This is a genomic window from Paenibacillus sp. BC26 (assembly GCF_900116125.1).
GTDB lineage: Bacteria > Bacillota > Bacilli > Paenibacillales > Paenibacillaceae > Paenibacillus_Z > Paenibacillus_Z lignilyticus.
Genome location: NZ_FPAD01000008.1, coordinates 12682 through 32270, shown reverse-complemented (window position 1 = coordinate 32270; position 19589 = coordinate 12682). Strand labels below are relative to the sequence as shown.

Genomic DNA, 19589 nt, shown 5'->3' with positions numbered 1-19589 from the left:
ACAAACGGCGTATTCTATTTTAGCTAACGAGGTGAACAGACGATGTACGCTCATAAAAACGATGTATTCGGCATTCTGGCCGGGCTTGCGCTGCTTTGTATGAACGATTCGTTGTTCGGTGCCGTCTTTTTAACACTGGCAGAGTCATCGAGCTGCTACCTATTCATCCGAACGGCTATACGAATCATTAGCGCCATCGGCGGAATATGCGTCTTATTCTTTGCGTTTGCGTTGCTCGTTCAAGTCATCAAATCTATGATCCTGCCAAAAACGTAACGCTCTAATCTCGCAGTTCGCAGTTCTAAAACCTGTCCATCCCCCATAGGCTAGTCTCAGTGATAGATGTGCTGAGGAGGGGGACGAGCAATGATCGAGCAAGCGAAGGGACAGAAGCGCCAGGAAATCAAAATGCTTAACCGCAAGATCCTTGAGATTACCGGCGTAATGAATGTGGAGAGCTTCGACAATGAAGAGTTTCTGCTGGAGACCGAGCTGGGCTTTCTGGCGATCCGCGGGCAGAACCTGCATATGAAGCATCTCAGTCTGGAGCAGGGACTGGTCGCCATTGAAGGGCTGGTTCATTCGCTCACTTACTTGGATGGCAATACGGGCAGCAAGTCGAAGGGCTTGTTCGGGAAGATATTCAAGTGAGTCTGACCGTTCAGTGGTGGACCATGATTACGATGCTGCTCTCTGGGATCGGGATGGGCGTCGTATTCGATGGGTATCGTGTCGTATCGGACGAGCTGCGAATCAGCCGGCTATGGATTCCGATCTTCGACTTGCTCTACTGGATTGCGGCTACATTGGTTGTCTTTCAGGTGCTCTCCGCGAGCAACGAAGGAGAAGTGCGGGCCTATGTGTTTATCGGGCTGCTGCTGGGCATCGGCTGTTACTACTGGTTGTTCAGCAAAATCACGATGCAGCTGGTGCATGTCCTGATTCGCACCGTCCGCGCGGTTATCAAATTTGTGATCCGTGCTTTTGATCTGTTGATTATTCGTCCTCTGCTGCTGCTCTATCGAATTGGGAAGCTGCTCTTCGCGTTTTTGAGAGCATTTGCTATTTTCCTTTTCAAAATTGTGGTACAATTGGTACGTCCATTTTGGCTGCTTGCGGCATGGATGACCAAGCCGATTTGGAAGCCGCTGCTTCGCTCTTGGAAACGTTGGGTAAATCCCCTTATAACCAAGTGGCGAATACCGGAACGAGTCACTGCACTTCGGACCGGATTGAACAAGCTATGGCAGCGCTGGAAGAATCGGAAGCAAGAGAAGAAAGACGATTAATCTAACGTCAGGAGGTCCGTGATATGGCGACAACTACAACAAGCTCTCATTCATCCGCTGCGGCGCAATATGCAGGAACGAAGCGCCGGTTGAAGATCTGGGTTGTTTTTATCGTTCTCTTCATGGGCTGGGCGCTATATACGCTGATCTCTCAGCTTGATCGGCAAGGACAAGCTGAGATCAAGCTGGCGAATGCCTCCCAGAAAATCGACGCGGCGGCCAAGCAGGTCGAAGAGCTGAAGCTTGCAGTCGCGCGATTGAGCGATAAGGAGTACATCGGTCAGCTGGCAACGAAGGAACAAGGTATGGTTCGCAAAGGCGAGAAGCGGATTGAGGTCGTTACTCAGCCGTAGATGATTGGTTTGGGGAAGACCTTCGGTCAACCCAGCATTCATCTATGATGATTGGTTTGAACAGACCTCCGGTCGGTTCAGCATTCATCTGTGCGAGATTGGTTTGGGGTGAACTCGGCCAACCCGGCATTCCTCAAGGATGGGCGTAACAACGGGTATCCGTCCTGTTGCCTTGCTTCTCCCATTGGAGTATAATCAGCTTAGTAACCATATTTTTATCGGCTTACCGTAGTCATATCATTATTTTTTTGCTCGCAGCCTCAGGCTGAGAGAACTCGAAGCTAATGGCTTCGCATAACGGTTAGGGAGGAACATTTTTACCTATGGCAATTGAAGTGGGCGCCAAGTTAGAGGGCAAGGTGACAGGCATTACGCATTTCGGAGCATTCGTCGATTTGTCGGGAGGTGTCACAGGGCTAGTTCACATCTCAGAGATTGCCGATAACTACGTCAAAGATGTTAAAGACCATTTGAAACTGGAAGATGTCGTTTCAGTGAAGGTCATTAATGTAGATAAAGACGGGAAAATCGGGCTTTCCATTAAGCAAGCAATCGACCGACCAGAAGGCTCAGCACCTCCTCAGCGTGAACGCAGTGGAGATCGTGGACCAGGCGGAGGCAGCTTCAACCGGACAGGTGCAGGCGGCGGCGGTGGCTTCAATCGTACAGGCGGGCCAGGCGGCGGTGGAGATCGCGGACCAAGCGGTGGCGGTGGTGGTTTTAATCGTCAAGGCGGCGGTGGTGGCGGACGTCCATTCAATAAAGCTGGCGGCGGTAAACCTGCTTACGGCAAACCGTCCTTCGAGGATAAAATGTCACGCTTCCTGAAGGATAGCGAAGAGCGTATGTCTTCGCTGAAGAAGAACACGGAATCCAAACGCGGTGGCCGTGGTGCTAAGCGCGATTAATAGCATAGTATGAGAATCAGGCAGTGCCCCTTGAGGCACTGCCTTTTTTGCTGTCTTTTTCGGTATGAAGGGGCTGTCAACGGTTTATTATGCAGATCGGCTCCGATTTATACCCGCCCATCTCAAAAACTTTTCTCTTGTTCTCACGCAATCCCGACAGGTTCGGACGGCGATTCGTCACGCGCCGGCTTAGCGGAATGAACATTTTTTGTTGAAACGGTGGGTGACGAGATGGCGCATAAGTATGTCGACCCCTTGATAGCGCTAGGATGCCGCAATCCCGACAGAGGGCCGCCCACGACGCGCGAAAATGTCGGAAAAAACTTTTGCATGACAACGCTTTCTGACAAACATTTCTAAAATCGTAAATCTATAATGGGGATACAAATTTGGAATAAGGCGGTGTCATCAGGCATGGTGGACAAACCTAAAGTTGTCATGTTCCCAGGTGTTCAGAAAACAAGCTTCGTCCAATCGACCCTTAGGAAAGGAATGGAACGAACCGGGTTGCTTCGCATAGCAGGGATGCTGGCCTCGCGAAAATGGACGTTTGCGCTGATGGCTGTCGGGTTTCTGCTCGGACGAGCTGTCATCTTGGAGTCGCTGACTCCGTTTGCGGTTGCTTACTTTACAGTTATTTTCTTTCTGCGCCGAGATCTGCTGCTTCCGGTTGCAGCCTCGATTGTAGCAGGCAGTTGGCTCGCTATCTCGCCGGAACCGATGTGGATCGCGATGGAGCTGGCGGTTGTGTACTTGCTGATGAGGGGCCTCGAGGCATATGAACGAGCGGAACTGTCGTACGCGCCGCTGCTCGTTTTCCTCGCTACCATGCTGGTCCGATTGTTCGGCGTTGTGACGACGGACACATTGAACTGGTATGAGCTGATGATGGTTGGCGTGGAGGCATCGCTTGCTTTCGTGCTGACACTGGTATTCGTCCAAGCGATACCGGTGCTGACGCTGACGAAGAAATCCTCGGCACTGAAGAACGAGGAAATTATCTGTCTCATGATTATGCTTGCATCTATTATGACCGGGGCGGTTGGCTGGACTATATATGGCTTGTCCGTTGAACACATCATGTCGAGGTTTATGTTACTGCTCTTTGCGCTTGTAGGCGGCGCACCCCTTGGCGCTTCGGTGGGTGTTGTCGCCGGTCTCATCCTCAGTTTGGCGGATACCAATGCGATTGTGCAGATGAGCTTGCTCGCTTTCGCAGGCTTGCTTGCGGGCTTGCTTCGTGAAGGCGGCAAAATGGCCGTAGCCTTCGGGATGCTGCTTGGTTCCTCCATTCTATCCATCTATGTCGGAAATCAGGCCGATGTGTTGGCCTCGACGTGGGAGTCGGTCATCGCGGCCACTATGCTTATGCTTACCCCAAAATCGATTATTCGCATCATTTCGAAATATGTGCCCGGCACGCAGGAGCATGTAAAATCGCAGCATGAATACGCAAGGCGCGTCCGAGATGTCACGGCACAGCGCGTAAACCAGTTTTCCGAAGTGTTTCGCCAGCTTTCCCGGAGTTTTGGCCAGCTTGGCCAGGAAGCGACGGAGAAGGAAAGGCGAGAAGAAGCTGCCGGCCATTTCATGAATGCGGCCGCAGAGCGAACATGCAATTCCTGCCACAAGCGGGAACTTTGCTGGGAGGGGCGATTCTATGATACGTACAAGATGATGACAAGTATGATGACAGCCGTAGAGGAAGGGCGACGTTTGGGGCCGAAGGAGGTGCCGAGGGAGTGGAGCGTCCATTGCGTCAAGCCGCATCAAGTGCTTGGCGTCATGCAGCAGCAGCATGAGCTGTATCAGCATGATCGGCATTGGCGAAAGCAGCTGAACGATTCACGGCAGCTTGTCGCGGAACAGCTGTCCGGCGTTTCTCAAGTCATGGAAGACTTGGCACGCGAAATCCAGCGGGAGGGGCAGCAGCTGCATCTGCAGGAAGAACAAATCCGGGAGGCGCTCGAGGGGCTCGGTTTATCGATACAAGGCATTGAAATTATTAACTTGGAGGAGGGAAACGTTGAAATCGAGGTGTACCATACGTTTGGCCGCGGGTATGATGAATGCCGCAAAATCATCGCGCCGCTGTTATCCGATATTCTGGGTGAGCCCATTGCCGTGATGTCGGAAACTTACCCGGAGAAGAAGGGAAGTGCTGCGCTCGTTGTTTTTGGGACGGCCAAGGCGTATGAGATTGAAACGGGTGTCGCCGGACTCGCCAAGGGAGGCGATCTGCTGTCGGGAGACAGCTTTAGTACGGTGGAGCTCGGCAATGGCAAGTTTGCTGTTGCGATCAGTGACGGTATGGGCAATGGGGAGCGTGCGAAGCAGGAGAGCAGTACTGCTTTGACGATTTTGCAGCAGCTTCTGCAATCCGGGATGGATGAGAAGCTCGCGATTAAATCGGTGAACTCCGTTCTGCTGCTGCGTTCTTCGGATGAGATATTTGCAACCGTCGATGTTGCGCTTATCGACATGTACTCGGCGAAGACGACTTTTATGAAAATCGGATCAACGCCCAGCTTCATTAAGCGCGGGAACGAAGTGATTCCGATCACGGCCAACAATTTGCCGGTAGGGATTTTGCAGGACATTGACATAGATCTTATCCGCGTGCAGCTGCAGCCGGGAGATACGCTCATTATGATGACCGATGGCATCTATGACGCGCCGGGGCATGCCGTAAATAAGGAAATGTGGATGAAGCGGGTGATTCAAGAAATTCGATCCGATGATCCACAGGAAATTGCCGATGGACTGCTTGAAACAGTCGTGCGGTACCACAAAGGCGACATTGTGGATGATATGACGGTTGTCGTCGCGAGAGTGGACAAACATCAGCCCGAGTGGGCTACATTCCGCTGGCCTGGCGTGACCAAGGTCGAGCGACCAAGGACGGTGAGCTAACCATGTACAGAAAATGGTTGAAGCAAATACTCCAGAAGCGCAAGCAGCGGAAACGTATTCGGCATCCTTCTTCACTGAAACGTGCACCGGCAATTATAAATGATCAATAAGAGAGCGGGAAGATAGAGAGGGCTTGTCATCGCAGAATGTACACACATCAGCCTAAGCGGGCTGCACTCCGCCAATCCGGTATGGCCGGGTTGAGCACTATAGGGACGGTGAGCCGATTTGATGAACATCAACATACGAAACGGACAATTTTCCAAGAGGCGGCGGCAAAAGCAGGAGCGCATACAGGCGTTGAGGCAGCATAAGCGCGGAACGGCGATTATTAAAGATCCTTAGCTACTTATAGAAGTGGATTGGAAGCCTGTCCGGCCGGCAGGCTTCTTTTTTGCGTGCTCTAACTTTGCGATGATCGAGAAATGCTGCTCATCGTGCACTCCCATTCAGCTCTCGTAATTCGCTCCCCCTACACACAAGCCCTCCACGCCGCTCACCAACCAGCCTCGCGCCTCAACCAAACAGGGTTATCCCCTCTCAAAAATGGCAATGCTGATAGAGCTGGTACTAGGGAGGAACTTGCCTGGACGATAGGTACAGGCGGGAATTCATCCGCTGGTAGATTCCAAGGTTTTGGGGGAATGAACGATGAGGCAGATTCTATTAGTAACGGATGGCTGTTCCAATGTAGGCGTTAGCCCGGTCATTGCGGCAGCGCAGGCGCACGCAGTGGGGATCACGGTGAATGTTATCGGCGTTGTGGATCAAGGGGATCTCGCCGAATTCGGTACAACGGAAATTGAAGAGATTGCACGGGCGGGCGGCGGCCTGAGCCGGCTATCGCATACACGGCAGCTGTCGCAAACGGTTCAAATGCTGACGCGCAAGACCGTCGTGCAGACGATACAGCAAGCGGTTCAGCGGGAGCTGAAGCAGGTGCTCGGCACCTCGTCCATCGAAGAGCTTGAGCCGGAGAAACGCGGTGAAGTCGTTCGCGTTATTGACGAGCTGAGCGAGACGAGTAAGCTGCGCGTTGCGCTGTTAATTGATGCCAGTGCCAGCATGAAACCGAAGCTGCACGCGGTAGAAGAGGCCATTCGCGATTTGGCTATCAGCTTGCAGTCGAGACAGGGAGGCAGCGAGATTGCGGTGTTTCATTTTCCCGGCTCTGCCTATGGAGAGGATTGCAAGCTTGACCTTGACTGGACGAGCAACATCAGCGGCGTTAACTCTTTATTCCCGCGGCTGCAGATGCGAGGAACGACGCCAACCGGTCCTGCGATCGTGCATGTCATTGATTTTTATCAAAAAGCCGATTATGGTAGTAGGAAGAATGATGAAACGGACGGGATGATGAGTGACTACGTCGTTTGAATGGACGCTTCCGCGCGGCACGATCATTCGCGGCAAGTGGAAACAGGGCAACTATCGTGTGGAACGGCTGCTCGGCGAAGGAGCCAATGGCAAAGTATTTCTGGTCGAGCGGCAGCGTGAGCTGTACGCGCTGAAGATCGGTTCGGATACCGTGGATTTGCAATCGGAAGTGAATGTTTTACAAACGATCTCGAAGCAGAAACAGAAGAGAGGCACCAAGGGAGGCCTCTTTCTTGTGGATGTGGATGATTTCCGCGGCGCAGACGGCAAAGAGCATCCGTTCTATGTCATGCGCTATATCAAAGGGATGACGCTTGCCGATTATTTGGGTAAACAAGGGAAGGAATGGTTTCCGGTTGTCGCCTTTAACCTGCTTGGTAAATTAGCGGAGCTCAATGAAGCCGGCTGGACGTTCGGAGATTTAAAGGTAGGGAATGTCCTCGTCGGCGATTACGGTCGGCCGGAGCTCGTGGACTACGGCGGCGCTACTGCCTTCGGCAAAGGCGTGCGGCAGTTCACGGAGATCTACGACCGGGGCTACTGGAATGCGGGTACGCGTACGGCGGATGCGCAATACGATTTGTTCTCCTTCGCGGTGCTTTGCATCCAGCTGCATGAGAACCGCCGGCTTGCCCAGCTTTCAGCGGGACTGCTGCCGCAAACGCGAACGCCGGACGAGCTGGCGAAGCTCGCCGCGACCAGCGCGGCATTGAAGCCGCTCAGCGGCTGGCTGCGCAAGGCGCTCTACGGCGAGTTTGCAAGCGCCCGAGAAGCGGCTGCTGCCTGGCAGCAGTGGATGCATCGATCAGGCGCTGGGAAGTCCGTTTCCGCGCCGGCACCTCGCTGGATGAAGGGATTGTTCGCCGCTTCAGCGGCCGTGCTGGCCACTACGATCTATTGGCTGCTGCGCGGCGCATCATAAGAATACGCAACTTGGGAAGGATGAGGAAAGTGGATGATTGGCTAAGCGAGCTGTCCGCGCTAGCTCGGGAAGAGCAGCTGTGGCAGCCGGGGGAGACGGTCGTCGTGGCGGTATCCGGCGGACCGGATTCCATGGCTTTGCTCCATCTGCTCCATCGACTGTCCGGAGAAGAGCGGCTTACTTTGGTTGCCGCTCACGTGGACCATGGCTTTCGCGGCGAGGAATCGGCGAGGGAAGCTGAATCCGTGAGACAATACGCAGCGCTGCTCGGCATCCCTTGCGAAACGGCGCTTTTTAATTTGCCTGCTTATATAGAAGAAACAAGAATGAACGCGCAGGCGGCGGCCCGCGAGAAACGGTATGCCTTCTTGCATCAGGTCGCCCATACATACGGCGCTGCGCGCATTGCGCTCGCCCACCAGGCCGATGATCAAGCCGAAACGGTGCTGATGCGAGTGGTTCGCGGAACCGGGCCCGGAGGGCTTGCAGGAATTGCAATTCGGCGAAAAGAAAAAAACGTGGAACTTATTCGGCCGCTTTTGCGTACATACAAGGCAGACATCCTGCGTTACTGTGAACAGTGGGCGATCCCGTTCAGTCAAGATAGCAGCAATGGGCAGAAGTATTATTTTCGCAATGTGGTCCGCTTGGACGTTCTGCCTTACTTGGCTTCGTTTAACCCGCAGTTTTCCCAGTCGCTTGTCCGATTGGCGGAACTTGCATCGGCTGAAGACGATTGGCTGGAGCAAGAAACTAAGGCAATTTTTGAGCGCCATATCGCGCCTCACAGCGAAGGATGCCAATTGACCCGCAAAGCGCTGCTTGGCCTGCATGTCGCTTTACAAAGGAGATTGATTAAACTAATATTGAGTTATATTGGCTTGGAAACGGAAACCACTTCATTTGAAAGCGTAGAAACGATAAGGATTGCGGCCTCTGATGGCGCAGCTGCAACGTGGAGCTTCGATGTTGGCAGCGGTGTTCGATTTCTGCGTGAGTACGACAGCTTAGTATTTACCCGTGCGAATAAGGGGAGAATGACGCCCGAGCGCAGCGGATATGCTTATGTTGTGACCCGAGATGCGGTACGCCTGGCTTTGCCGGAGGCGGGAGCGGATTTGTCGCTTGAGGAATGGGCCGAGGTCGATGCGCCCAGACCGAATAATCGACATGAAGCCCTGTTTGATGCCGACTCGCTCGAATTCCCGCTGACGGTTCGAAATCGCCGTCCAGGTGACCGAATGCAAGTGCTTGGTTTAAATGGTACCAAAAAGGTACAAGATATGTTCGTTGATGAACGTGTCGCGCCCTCACGTCGTGAGGTGCTGCCGATCGTTGTCGACGCTAACGGAACCGTGCTTTGGATCCCGGGCATTCGAAGATCAAGACATGCTCAGGTGATGGAAACGACGAGCCGTGTTATCAGAATGATGATGCGGGTAAACCTCGACGCTTCCGCGCTGAACCAACTTGAATAAGATGCACTGATCCATTCATAGTATAGGCAAGAACCATTTAGGAGGGCCCGTGTTGCTGAACGACATTCAAGAAGTACTTTACGACGCAGACCAAATTCAGCAGAAAGTAAAAGAACTAGGCGATACCATTAGCCGCGAATTCGAGGGGCGTAATCCACTCGTTATCTGCGTACTTAAAGGCGCTTTTATTTTTATGGCTGACTTGGTTAAGACCATCACAATTCCGGTCGAACTCGACTTTATGGCGGTGTCCAGCTACGGACAATCGACCAAAACAAGCGGTGTTGTGAAAATTATCAAGGACCTTGACACGTCGGTGCAAGGCCGGGACGTACTCATTGTTGAAGATATTATCGACAGTGGACTTACGCTCAGCTACCTCATCGATGTGCTGGAGCGCCGCAATGCCAAGTCCATCACGCTTGTTACGCTGTTTGATAAGCCGGCAGGCCGCAAGGTGGAATTGGAAGCGGACTATAAAGGATTTGTATTGCCGGACGCATTTGTCGTCGGGTACGGGCTTGATTATGCGGAGCATTACCGCAACTTGCCGTTTATCGGCATTTTGAAGCCTGAGGTTTACGAGAAGTAAGGTTAAGTCAGTCCATGCAATCAGCCATGTACCGATGGCTCCCGCATGCGGGGGCTTATCGTGCAAGGTCATCTTATTTTTTGCGTCTTGAGAGGAGGTAGGGGATGAATCGGATCATCCGCAATACTGGCTTTTATTTGATTATTTTTTTGGTGACCGTCGGGATCTTCCAATTTATCAGCAGCCAAAATGACTCCACCACTGAAATCCGTTACGATCAATTTAGGCAGGAACTGGCTAATGACAATGTGAAGCAAGTTGAGCTTCAATTCGACGGCTACTCTTACTTGATCACCGGTGAGTACAAGAACAAACCGGAAAATTCGGATTCAGCCCAATTCTACACCCATTCCAGCGTTGAGGAATACGTCGTTAAAGAAGTAACCGACGCGCAGCTAAAAAACAAATTCGCAATGGAAGTTAAGCCGATGGAAGGACAGAGCATCTGGCTCACCTTCTTGACCTCAATCATTCCATTCGTGATCATCTTTATTTTGTTCTTCTTCCTGATCAATCAGGCGCAAGGCGGCGGCGGCAAAGTGATGAACTTTGGCAAGAGCCGTGCCAGATTGTACAACGAAGAGAAGAAACGCGTTACATTCGAGGATGTGGCAGGCGCCGACGAGGAGAAGCAAGAGCTTGTCGAGGTCGTCGAGTTCTTGAAGGATCCGCGTAAATTCGCAGCCGTAGGCGCTCGTATTCCGAAAGGGGTACTTCTTGTCGGCCCTCCGGGTACAGGTAAAACGTTGCTTGCTCGTGCAGTAGCAGGCGAAGCAGGCGTGCCGTTCTTCAGCATCTCCGGTTCGGACTTCGTTGAAATGTTCGTCGGTGTCGGTGCTTCCCGTGTTCGTGACTTGTTCGAGAATGCGAAGAAGAACGCACCATGTATTATCTTTATCGATGAAATCGATGCCGTTGGACGTCAGCGCGGCGCCGGTCTCGGCGGCGGACATGATGAGCGCGAACAAACGCTCAATCAGCTCCTCGTTGAAATGGACGGCTTCGGTGCAAACGAAGGCATCATTATCGTGGCGGCAACTAACCGTCCGGATATTCTCGATCCTGCCCTTCTTCGTCCAGGCCGTTTCGACCGTCAAATTACGGTTGACCGTCCGGATGTCAAAGGCCGTGAAGCCGTACTGAAAGTGCATGCGCGCAATAAGCCGCTTGCCAAAGACGTGAAACTCGATGTAATCGCGAAGCGGACAACGGGCTTTACCGGTGCGGATCTGGAGAACCTGCTTAACGAAGCAGCCCTTCTTGCCGCCCGCCGCAACAAGAAAGACATCGCGATGACCGAAGTGGACGAAGCGATTGACCGTGTTATCGTCGGTACCGAGAAACGCAGCCGCGTCATCAGTGACCGTGAGAAACGGATCGTGGCTTACCATGAAGCGGGCCATACGATTGCAGGCTATTTCCTAGAGCATGCGGATCAGGTTCACAAAGTTACGATTATCCCGCGCGGACGCGCAGGCGGATATGTCATCATGCTTCCTAAAGATGGCGACCGCATGCTGACGACGAAGCAGGAATTGCTCGATAAAGTAACCGGATTGCTGGCCGGCCGCGTAGCGGAAGAAATCTACATCGGCGAAATCGGCACAGGCGCATACAGCGATTTCAAATCAGCGACGAGCATTGTTCGTGCGATGATTATGGAATACGGCATGAGCGACAAGCTTGGACCGATGCAATTCGGCAGCAGCTCGCAAGGCCAAGTCTTCTTGGGCCGTGACATCGGACATGAGCAGAACTACTCCGATGCCATTGCTTATGAAATTGACCAAGAGATGCAGAGCTTCATTCAAGACTGCTATGCTCGTGCGAAGAAGCTTCTTACGGAGAAGAGCAAGGAAATGCATCTTATTGCACAAACGCTCCTTACCGAAGAAACGTTGGAAATTGAGCAAATCAAGCGTCTGATCGAAAGCGGTACAGCAGAAGGCGGCGAAGGCGAAGGCAGTTCAAACATCGTTTCCGCAGAGCCGAAAGCAGAGCCGATTATCGATACGATTGGCGGCGTGAAGGTTCGCATTGGCTCGAAAGAGGCAGGCGAAGTGGCACCTCCGATTGATCCGGACAACAGAGAAAACGACGACGACGACGGTACGCCGAAGTCCTAGTGAAATAGTAGTCGATAGTCCACAAAGGCTGTCCGTTTGCAGGCAACTGCGCGGGCAGCCTTTTTTGCGAAAGGGCGCTTTAGCGCTATAGTCGGAGGACGAGTAAGCTTGGAGGCTTCGTGACTTCCTTACTTACGAAAACCTTCCGTAGATCGGTTAAAACGGCCTCTTTTGTCTGTTGACAGCGTACACTACCTTGTGTAAATTTAAGGTTAATCCCTTGTAAAGGCTCTTGCGAATCAAGCGGCTTATGACGTGGGCATGATAAGGAATATGAAATACACAGCGGAATAAGGGCATTTTCGATAAATCAGGGTGAACGAACAGCCAAGTTTGTGCATCAGTTCACAAAGTTAGTGAAAAGAGGGGAATTTAGCTATGGAAGCATTGGCTCTCGAAAGGAAAGCGGAACAAAACCGCGAACTACGGGAACGATTGTTGCAATTGAAGAAAGAGCGTAACGCCATTATACTTGCGCATTATTATCAGCGTGATGAAATTCAAGAAGTGGCTGATTTCCGCGGAGACTCCTTCCTGCTGGCGCAGAAGGCTGCGGAAACAGACGCAGATGTAATCGTGTTTTGCGGCGTTCATTTTATGGGCGAAAGCGCTAAAATTCTGGCGCCGAACAAGACGGTCATCATTCCCGATGAGCGTGCCGGCTGTCCGATGGCTGACATGGTCAACGTCGACGGCTTGCGGAAGCTGAAAGCTCAGCATCCGAATGCGAAAGTCGTGACTTATATTAACTCCTCCGCCGAGATCAAAGCAGAGACTGATATTTGCTGTACATCAGCTAATGCCGTGCGTGTTGTGAATTCGGTCGATTCCGATGAAATTATTTGGGTACCGGATAAAAACCTTGGCCATTACGTGCAGCAAAAGACGGACAAAAAAATGATCATCTGGGAAGGCTACTGCAACACGCATGACATGCTGACCGTCAAAGATGTAGAAGAGATGAAAGCGAAATACCCGAACGCGCAGTTCGTCGTTCACCCTGAATGTCGTCCTGAAGTAGTAGCGCTTGGCGATTTCGTCGGCAGTACAACCGCTATTATCAAATATTGTAAAGAATCGGATTGCCAAGAATTTATCGTCGGAACCGAGGATGGCACAGGGTATCAGCTGCGTCTGGACAGCCCGAACAAGACCTTCCATTTCGCAACGAAATACTTGGTTTGCCCGAACATGAAAGTTAACAACCTGAAGAAGCTTGTTAAATGTCTGGAAACGATGCAGCCGCAAATTTACGTACCGGAGCAGGTTGCCAATCAAGCCCGTCTATCCCTGGAGCGCATGTTACAAGTGAAGTAGCATGCGCTACTCTCTTTCCATGAGAAAGGAAAGTTGCACTTATGATTCCACGTTATCTCGTAGATGTTGAACTCGAAGGGCTTCCAGTCATTCATAAAGATGTCATTGTTATCGGGGCCGGCATTGCCGGTCTTTTTACCGCAATTAAAGCCAGTGAAACGAATGATGTGCTCATGATTACGAAGAAGTCGCTGATGGACAGCAATACGCGTTATGCCCAGGGCGGCATCGCAGCCGTTATTTCCGAGGACGACTCCCCGGCTTATCACCGTCAGGATACGCTTATTGCCGGAGCCGGGCTTTGTTCGCATGAAGCTGTCGATGTGCTCGTGCATGAAGGTACGAAAGGCGTAGAGGACTTGGTCCGGATGGGTACGCAGTTTGACCAAGAGAACGGCGAGTTTGCGCTCACCAAGGAAGGTGCGCACAGTCAGCGTCGTATTTTGCATGCCAACGGGGATGCGACCGGTTTCGAAATCGTGCGTGCCTTGTCGGAGAAAGCGATTGCGAATCCGCGCATTGAGGTTTGGGATGACCATTTTGTCATTGATCTGATTACCGATGACGGTGTTTGCGTAGGCGCGTTGGTGCAGAAGCCGGATGGGCAGCGACTGTTCGTGCGCGGCAAAGCAACGATTCTTTGCTCCGGCGGAGCAGGGCAGCTGTATCGTTATACGACCAATCCAGAAGTGGCTACCGGAGACGGCATTGCAATGGCTTATCGTGCAGGTGCTTACATACAAGACGTGGAGTTTATTCAATTTCATCCGACATCGCTTTGTTACCCGGGCGCGCCTAGGTTTCTGATATCGGAAGCAGTGCGCGGCGAAGGGGCGGTACTGCGTAACATTCGCGGTGAGCGGTTTATGGAGAAATACCATGAGCAGCTTGAGCTGGCTCCTCGGGATGTCGTGGCGCGGGCGATCGTAAGCGAGATGGAAGCGACCAAATCCACCTTCGTATATATTGACGTGACGCATGAATCCGCGGATATGGTGAGGCACCGGTTCCCGAACATTTATGAATTCTGTTTGAATTTCGGACTTGATTTGACGTCGGATTGGATTCCCGTAGCGCCTGCGGCGCATTATATGATGGGCGGCGTAAAAACCGACTTGAACGGCGAGACCAATTTGCATCGCTTGTTCGCTTGCGGCGAATGCTCATCGACCGGGGTTCATGGAGCGAATCGATTGGCGAGCAATTCGTTATCCGAAGCGATTGTGTTCGGACGGCGGATTGTGGAGCGTATTAACGCGTTGCATCCGCTTGAAGGGCATACAGATGTTCACTTGAATTCTCTGAAGCGGAGCGAAGCACCGATTCAGGCGGTGGTCGAGAAGCGTTTGAAGCTGCAGAAGACGATGGTGCGTTATGTCGGGCTCAATCGTGATGCTAACGGGCTGAACAGAGGGCTTGAAGAGCTCAAGAAGCTGCGTTCGATTTTCCAATCCGTCATTACGAAGCGAGAAGAATATGAGTTTGCGAATCTGCTGACCTGTGCAATGCTAACGGCAGAGTCTGCCCTGGCACGGGAAGAAAGCCGCGGCGCGCATAGTCGGGAAGATTTTCCGGAGCGAAATGATCAGCTCTGGCGCAAGCATACCGTCCTCCACCGGGAGAACGGGATAACAGAGGAGCGAATTGAAGATGTATGAAGCACAATTTGCAGCGGCGTTCGGGAACAGTGCGGCTGATACGCTGCGGGCCCAAATAAGGGCGTGGCTTGCTGAGGATATCGGTTCTGGCGATATTACCAGCTGGGCGACGATCCCTGCGGGAACGCGTTCGATGGCCGTCATTCATGTGAAGGAGGATGGCATACTGGCAGGTGTGCCGATTGCTCGCCTTGTTTTCGAGGTAGTCGACCCCACACTGGAATTCCGTCCATTGGCAGCGGACGGCGATGCTGTGACGAAAGGCACGATACTGGCTGAAGTCGAAGGCAGTACGCACAGCATTCTCACAGGCGAGCGCTTAGCGCTGAATTTGATGCAGCGGTTGTCCGGCATTGCGACCAAGACCCGCGCTTTTGTCCAAGCCATTGAAGGGCTTCCTGCACGTCTGGTCGATACGCGCAAGACCACGCCGGGGCATCGGCTGCTTGAGAAGTATGCCGTGCGGGTGGGCGGCGGATTCAACCATCGTTTCGGGTTATACGACGCGGTTATGATCAAAGATAATCACATCAAAGGCTCAGGCGGGATTACCGGCGCTGTTCAGGCCGCTCGCCATGCGATTCCCCATACAATGAAAATCGAAGTGGAGACGGAGTCGCTTGCCCAAGTGGAGGAAGCGCTCGCGTGCGGCAGCGATATTATCATGCTCGACAACATGACCAATGACCTCATGCGTGAAGCTGTGGCGCGCATCAAGGCAAGCTCGCCGCATGTCATTGTTGAGGCGTCCGGCGGCGTGAATTTGACTACCATTCGCAGCATTGCGGAGACAGGGGTCGATGTCATTTCCGTTGGCGGGCTGACGTATTCGTTCCAATCCCTCGACATTAGTCTGGATTTGAATGGGAAGAAAGGAGGCCCAGCAGCATGATCGTCGTTGTGGACGTAGGCAATACGAACATTGTGCTGGGCATCTACCAAGCTCGCAAGCTGCTTTACCACTGGCGCCTAAGCACGAATCGTTCGGCAACGGTGGATGAATACGGCATTATGATTCACAATTTGTTTCAAATCGCGGGGGTAAAGCTGGATCAGATCGAGGGCGTTATCATCTCTTCTGTTGTGCCGCCGCTTATGCGTACGTTGGAACAGCTTTGTCAGAAATACCTGCGCCAATCTCCACTGATTGTCGGGCCGGGCATCAAGACCGGACTTAACATTCGTTACGAGAATCCGCGCGAGGTTGGCGCGGATCGCATCGTTAACTCCATTGCAGGCATCGAGAAATATGGCGCGCCGCTGATCGTTGTCGATTTCGGCACCGCTACGACTTTTGATTATATTGACGCAGGCAACAATTATCTGGGCGGTGCGATTGTACCGGGAATCGGCATTTCAACCGAAGCGCTGTACCAGCGTGCCGCTAAGCTGCCTCGTATTGAGCTGGTGAAACCGAAGAGCGTTATCGGACGCAATCCGGTTACCTCGATGCAAGCCGGTATTATTTTCGGCTATGCCGGTCAAGTGGACGGAATCGTGAATCGGATCCGCAAAGAGTTCAGCGTAACGCCGCGTGTTATTGCAACAGGCGGGCTGGCCGACTTAATTGCCGCCGAATCGGAAACCATTGAAGAAGTAGACCCGCTGTTGACCCTTGAAGGTTTACGCATTATTTACGAACGAAACCAAGAATAAACGAGGTATCCTAGACATGACTGAAGAACATAAAGATTATCTGGTACGCGGTACAGCATGGCACGGACAGCTTCGCGTATTTGCCGTCAAGACAACCGGTCTGGTAGAAGAGCTGCGTAAGCGGCATAATACGATGCCGACCACAACGGCAGCGCTTGGACGCACGGCTACGGCAGGTGCGATGATGGGCGCGATGCTGAAGGGCAATGAGAAGCTGACGATTCAAGTCAAAGGCGATGGTCCTGTCGGCCAAATCGTTGTCGATGCCAATGCCAATGGGGAAGTACGCGGTTATGTCGATAACCCGGATGTGCAGCTGCCAAGCAACGCGCTTGGGAAGCTTGATGTGGCGGGCGCTGTCGGCCGTACGGGTTACATCCACATTATCAAGGATCTGGGGCTGAAGGAGCCTTACCGCGGCAGCATTCCGATCGTATCAGGCGAGCTCGCTGAGGATTTCACGTACTACTTCGCGACTTCCGAGCAAACGCCGTCTGTTGTCGGTCTTAGCGTGCTTGTTGATGAATATGGCACGGTCATGAACGCCGGAGGTTTCATCGTACAGGTGTTACCGGGTATCACGGAAGAGAACCTCACGAAGCTGGAACAGGCGATTGCAGCGCTGCCGCCGATTTCCTCTCTGTTTGAACAAGGTGAAACGCCGGAAAGTCTGCTGGGCTTTGTCGTTGGCGACCAAATCCAGCTGATGGACAATGTGGACGTCGTCTTTCAATGCCAATGCTCCATGGAACGTGTAGAACGTACGCTCATCAGCATGGGTGAGCATGAGTTGAAACAGTTAATTGATGAAGACGGACAAGCTGAAGTCGTGTGCCATTTCTGCAACGAGAGCTACGCATTTGACCGCCAGCAGCTTGAAATGCTGCTCGATCAGGCTAAGCCGAAACCGATTCAATAATCGGAGGCCAAGCGATAATGAAGAACGACCGGATGCTGAAGAGCATTGTGCTGATTCAGGCGATCTGTATGATTATTTTAGCTCTCGTGGTGGTGTTCCGGGTACTGCTCCCGCCCAAGGCTGATCCGCAAGCGGCGGTCGATAATTCGCAAGACCAAGAAGGCCCCGCGCCGGCGGAGGAGCCGCTTGCCGCTAAGGTTGGCCATGAGCAGATTACTGCCAAGCAGCTCAGCGATGAGCTGCAACTGCAGTACGGTGATCAGCTGCTGCGTACATTGATGGTCCGTGCCGCTACCCGGCAGGAGGCGGAAGCCTACGGCCTAAGCATCTCGGACACGGAGATGAACGATGAGCTCGAAGCCATGATGACGGGCTATGAGAGTAAGGAACAATATTATGCAACGATGAAAGAGCAGCTTGGCTTAACGCCTGAGGGGATTCGGGAAGATACCGAATACCGGCTGCTGCTTGAGAAAATCGCCGTTCGTTCGGTAGAGGTGACCGAGTCGGAGATTGATGCTTACATAGCAGACAACAAGGAGCAGTTCGCCCCGCGGAAGCAGCTGCATCTGGCTTGGATTGTGCTTGCGACGGAGAAGGATGCCGATGACCTGCTTCAGCAGCTGGAGTCGGGAGAAGATTTTGCCTTAATGGCCAAAAACTACTCGATCGATACCAATACTGCAGATGGCGGCGGGGATTTAGGATTTATTGAAACCGATGATCCGTTTACGGATGATGCCATTCTGGAGGCGGCCAATCAGCTGTCGGTCGGCGAGGTTACCGGACCAATCGAAGTGGAGCAAGGTCAAGCCATCATTCAGCTGCTCGAAACGCATACGGAAGACGTGCCAAGCGAGAGCCGTGTACGGGATCAAGTGAAGCGAGAGCTGGCTTTATCCAAGCTGAACGGGCTTCGTGAAGTGGAGAATTCGCTGCTGCAGAAATATAACGCGGAAGTGCTGCTTAAGCCGTCCGAAGGGTAGCGCTGTAGGCCTTTTGTTCGAAAACTGACTATTGACAACTACTGGGTTTCATTGATAATATGTAAGTAAAACCAACTGATTTAGTCGGAATAAGGAGGAGCACTATTCATGGCTAGAATTGTACAAAGCGTGACCGAACTCATTGGGGATACACCGCTTGTTCGCTTGAACCGTTTGGTACCGGAGGACAGCGCAGAAATTTACGTGAAGCTTGAGTACCAGAATCCGGGCGCAAGCGTTAAGGACCGTATTGCAATCAGCATGATTGAAGTAGCTGAACAGCAAGGTGTCCTTAAACCGGGTGATACAATCGTAGAACCAACTAGCGGTAACACAGGGATCGGCCTGGCAATGGTAGCTGCCGCTAAAGGCTATAAAGCAATTCTCGTTATGCCTGAAACAATGAGCGTTGAGCGTCGTAACCTGCTTCGCGCATACGGTGCTGAGCTGGTGCTTACACCGGGAGCGGAAGGCATGAACGGAGCGGTTCGCCGTGCAGAAGAACTTCAAGCCGAGAATCCTTCTTACTTCATTCCGCAACAATTCAAGAACCAAGCGAACGTGAAAGTACACCGCGAAACAACTGGTCCGGAGATCGTTGAAGCGATCAACTCGCTTGACGGCAAGCTGGATGCATTCGTTGCGGGTATCGGTACAGGCGGCACGATTTCCGGTGCAGGTGAAGTCCTGAAGAAGAACTTCCCGGGCATCAAAGTAGTCGCTGTCGAGCCGGCTGCTTCTCCGCTGCTCTCCGGTGGTAACCCCGGCGGCCACAAAATTCAAGGGATCGGCGCTAACTTCATCCCTGAAATTTTGAATCGCGAGATTTACGACCAAGTTATCACGATTGAGAATGACGAAGCTTTCGAAACAGCTCGCCGTGCAGCGAAAGAAGAAGGTATTCTTTGCGGTATTTCCTCCGGTGCAGCGATCTTCGCAGCGCTGAAGGTAGCCAAAGAGCTCGGTAAAGGCAAACGCGTCGTTGCGATTGTTCCTTCTAACGGCGAACGTTACCTGTCCACGCCGCTGTTCAACTTCGAGAACTAATAGTATTGTAAGCTTACTAATAACAAGAGGGTTCCCTTTCCAAGGGGA

19 protein-coding genes are annotated in these 19589 nt (G+C 52.5%); all 19 read left to right on the top strand.

Translation table 11 applies throughout. The annotated features are described in order from the left end of the window. The first annotated feature begins 42 nt into the window (after positions 1–42). Positions 43–276: a hypothetical protein gene (locus tag BM412_RS30560; RefSeq protein WP_091225497.1), complete on the top strand. Its 234-nt coding sequence runs from the start codon at positions 43–45 to the stop codon at positions 274–276. A gap of 90 nt (positions 277–366) precedes the next feature. After that, on the top strand, positions 367–651 hold the full coding sequence (gene yabP / locus BM412_RS30555) for a sporulation protein YabP (RefSeq protein ID WP_090985874.1): 285 nt from the start codon (positions 367–369) through the stop codon (positions 649–651). After that, the gene (gene yabQ, locus BM412_RS30550) at positions 648–1289 is read left to right on the top strand and encodes a spore cortex biosynthesis protein YabQ (RefSeq protein ID WP_256256677.1); all 642 of its coding nucleotides are present in this window, start codon (positions 648–650) and stop codon (positions 1287–1289) included. Before yabP ends, yabQ begins: the two co-directional genes overlap by 4 nt. A 23-nt stretch (positions 1290–1312) precedes the next feature. Next, a complete protein-coding gene (locus BM412_RS30545; RefSeq protein ID WP_090985872.1) occupies positions 1313–1642 on the top strand; it encodes an FtsB family cell division protein in 330 nt (109 codons plus the stop codon). Positions 1643–1965: 323 nt separating this feature from the next. Then, positions 1966–2550, top strand: coding sequence for a S1 domain-containing RNA-binding protein (locus BM412_RS30540; protein ID WP_091225496.1), 585 nt, complete (start codon positions 1966–1968; stop codon positions 2548–2550). A 414-nt stretch (positions 2551–2964) separates the two neighbouring features. Beyond that, complete coding sequence (gene spoIIE, locus BM412_RS30535; RefSeq protein ID WP_091225495.1) at positions 2965–5463, top strand: stage II sporulation protein E; 2499 nt, start codon at positions 2965–2967, stop codon at positions 5461–5463. 146 nt (positions 5464–5609) lie between these two features. Beyond that, positions 5610–5777: a hypothetical protein gene (locus tag BM412_RS32300; RefSeq protein WP_177246166.1), complete on the top strand. Its 168-nt coding sequence runs from the start codon at positions 5610–5612 to the stop codon at positions 5775–5777. Between the two features lie 337 nt (positions 5778–6114). Beyond that, a complete protein-coding gene (locus BM412_RS30530) occupies positions 6115–6840 on the top strand; it encodes a vWA domain-containing protein (protein WP_091225494.1) in 726 nt (241 codons plus the stop codon). Further along, positions 6824–7762 carry a protein kinase domain-containing protein gene (locus BM412_RS30525; RefSeq protein WP_091225493.1) on the top strand — a complete coding sequence of 313 codons (939 nt, stop codon included), beginning with the start codon at positions 6824–6826 and terminating at the stop codon, positions 7760–7762. Before BM412_RS30530 ends, BM412_RS30525 begins: the two co-directional genes overlap by 17 nt. Before the next feature lie 29 nt (positions 7763–7791). Next, positions 7792–9240, top strand: a complete 1449-nt coding sequence (tilS, locus tag BM412_RS30520) for a tRNA lysidine(34) synthetase TilS (protein ID WP_256256676.1) — start codon at positions 7792–7794, stop codon at positions 9238–9240. A gap of 52 nt (positions 9241–9292) precedes the next feature. Then, positions 9293–9832 (top strand): hypoxanthine phosphoribosyltransferase, encoded by a 540-nt coding sequence (hpt, locus tag BM412_RS30515; RefSeq protein ID WP_091225491.1) that lies wholly within the window; start codon positions 9293–9295, stop codon positions 9830–9832. 104 nt (positions 9833–9936) lie between these two features. Then, positions 9937–11958 (top strand): ATP-dependent zinc metalloprotease FtsH, encoded by a 2022-nt coding sequence (gene ftsH / locus BM412_RS30510; protein WP_091225490.1) that lies wholly within the window; start codon positions 9937–9939, stop codon positions 11956–11958. A 378-nt stretch (positions 11959–12336) separates the two neighbouring features. Continuing rightward, positions 12337–13275 (top strand): quinolinate synthase NadA, encoded by a 939-nt coding sequence (gene nadA / locus BM412_RS30505; RefSeq protein ID WP_091225489.1) that lies wholly within the window; start codon positions 12337–12339, stop codon positions 13273–13275. A gap of 41 nt (positions 13276–13316) precedes the next feature. Continuing rightward, positions 13317–14933, top strand: a complete 1617-nt coding sequence (nadB, locus tag BM412_RS30500) for an L-aspartate oxidase (RefSeq protein WP_091225488.1) — start codon at positions 13317–13319, stop codon at positions 14931–14933. Further along, complete coding sequence (gene nadC, locus BM412_RS30495) at positions 14926–15825, top strand: carboxylating nicotinate-nucleotide diphosphorylase (RefSeq protein WP_091225487.1); 900 nt, start codon at positions 14926–14928, stop codon at positions 15823–15825. Before nadB ends, nadC begins: the two co-directional genes overlap by 8 nt. Then, on the top strand, positions 15822–16589 hold the full coding sequence (locus BM412_RS30490) for a type III pantothenate kinase (RefSeq protein WP_091225486.1): 768 nt from the start codon (positions 15822–15824) through the stop codon (positions 16587–16589). The genes nadC and BM412_RS30490 overlap by 4 nt, the downstream gene beginning before the upstream one ends. Before the next feature lie 16 nt (positions 16590–16605). Then, positions 16606–17508, top strand: coding sequence for an Hsp33 family molecular chaperone HslO (gene hslO, locus BM412_RS30485; protein WP_091225485.1), 903 nt, complete (start codon positions 16606–16608; stop codon positions 17506–17508). A 17-nt stretch (positions 17509–17525) separates the two neighbouring features. After that, positions 17526–18494 carry a peptidylprolyl isomerase gene (locus tag BM412_RS30480; protein ID WP_091225484.1) on the top strand — a complete coding sequence of 323 codons (969 nt, stop codon included), beginning with the start codon at positions 17526–17528 and terminating at the stop codon, positions 18492–18494. A gap of 108 nt (positions 18495–18602) precedes the next feature. Further along, positions 18603–19541 carry a cysteine synthase A gene (gene cysK, locus BM412_RS30475; protein ID WP_091225483.1) on the top strand — a complete coding sequence of 313 codons (939 nt, stop codon included), beginning with the start codon at positions 18603–18605 and terminating at the stop codon, positions 19539–19541. Positions 19542–19589 lie beyond the last annotated feature (48 nt).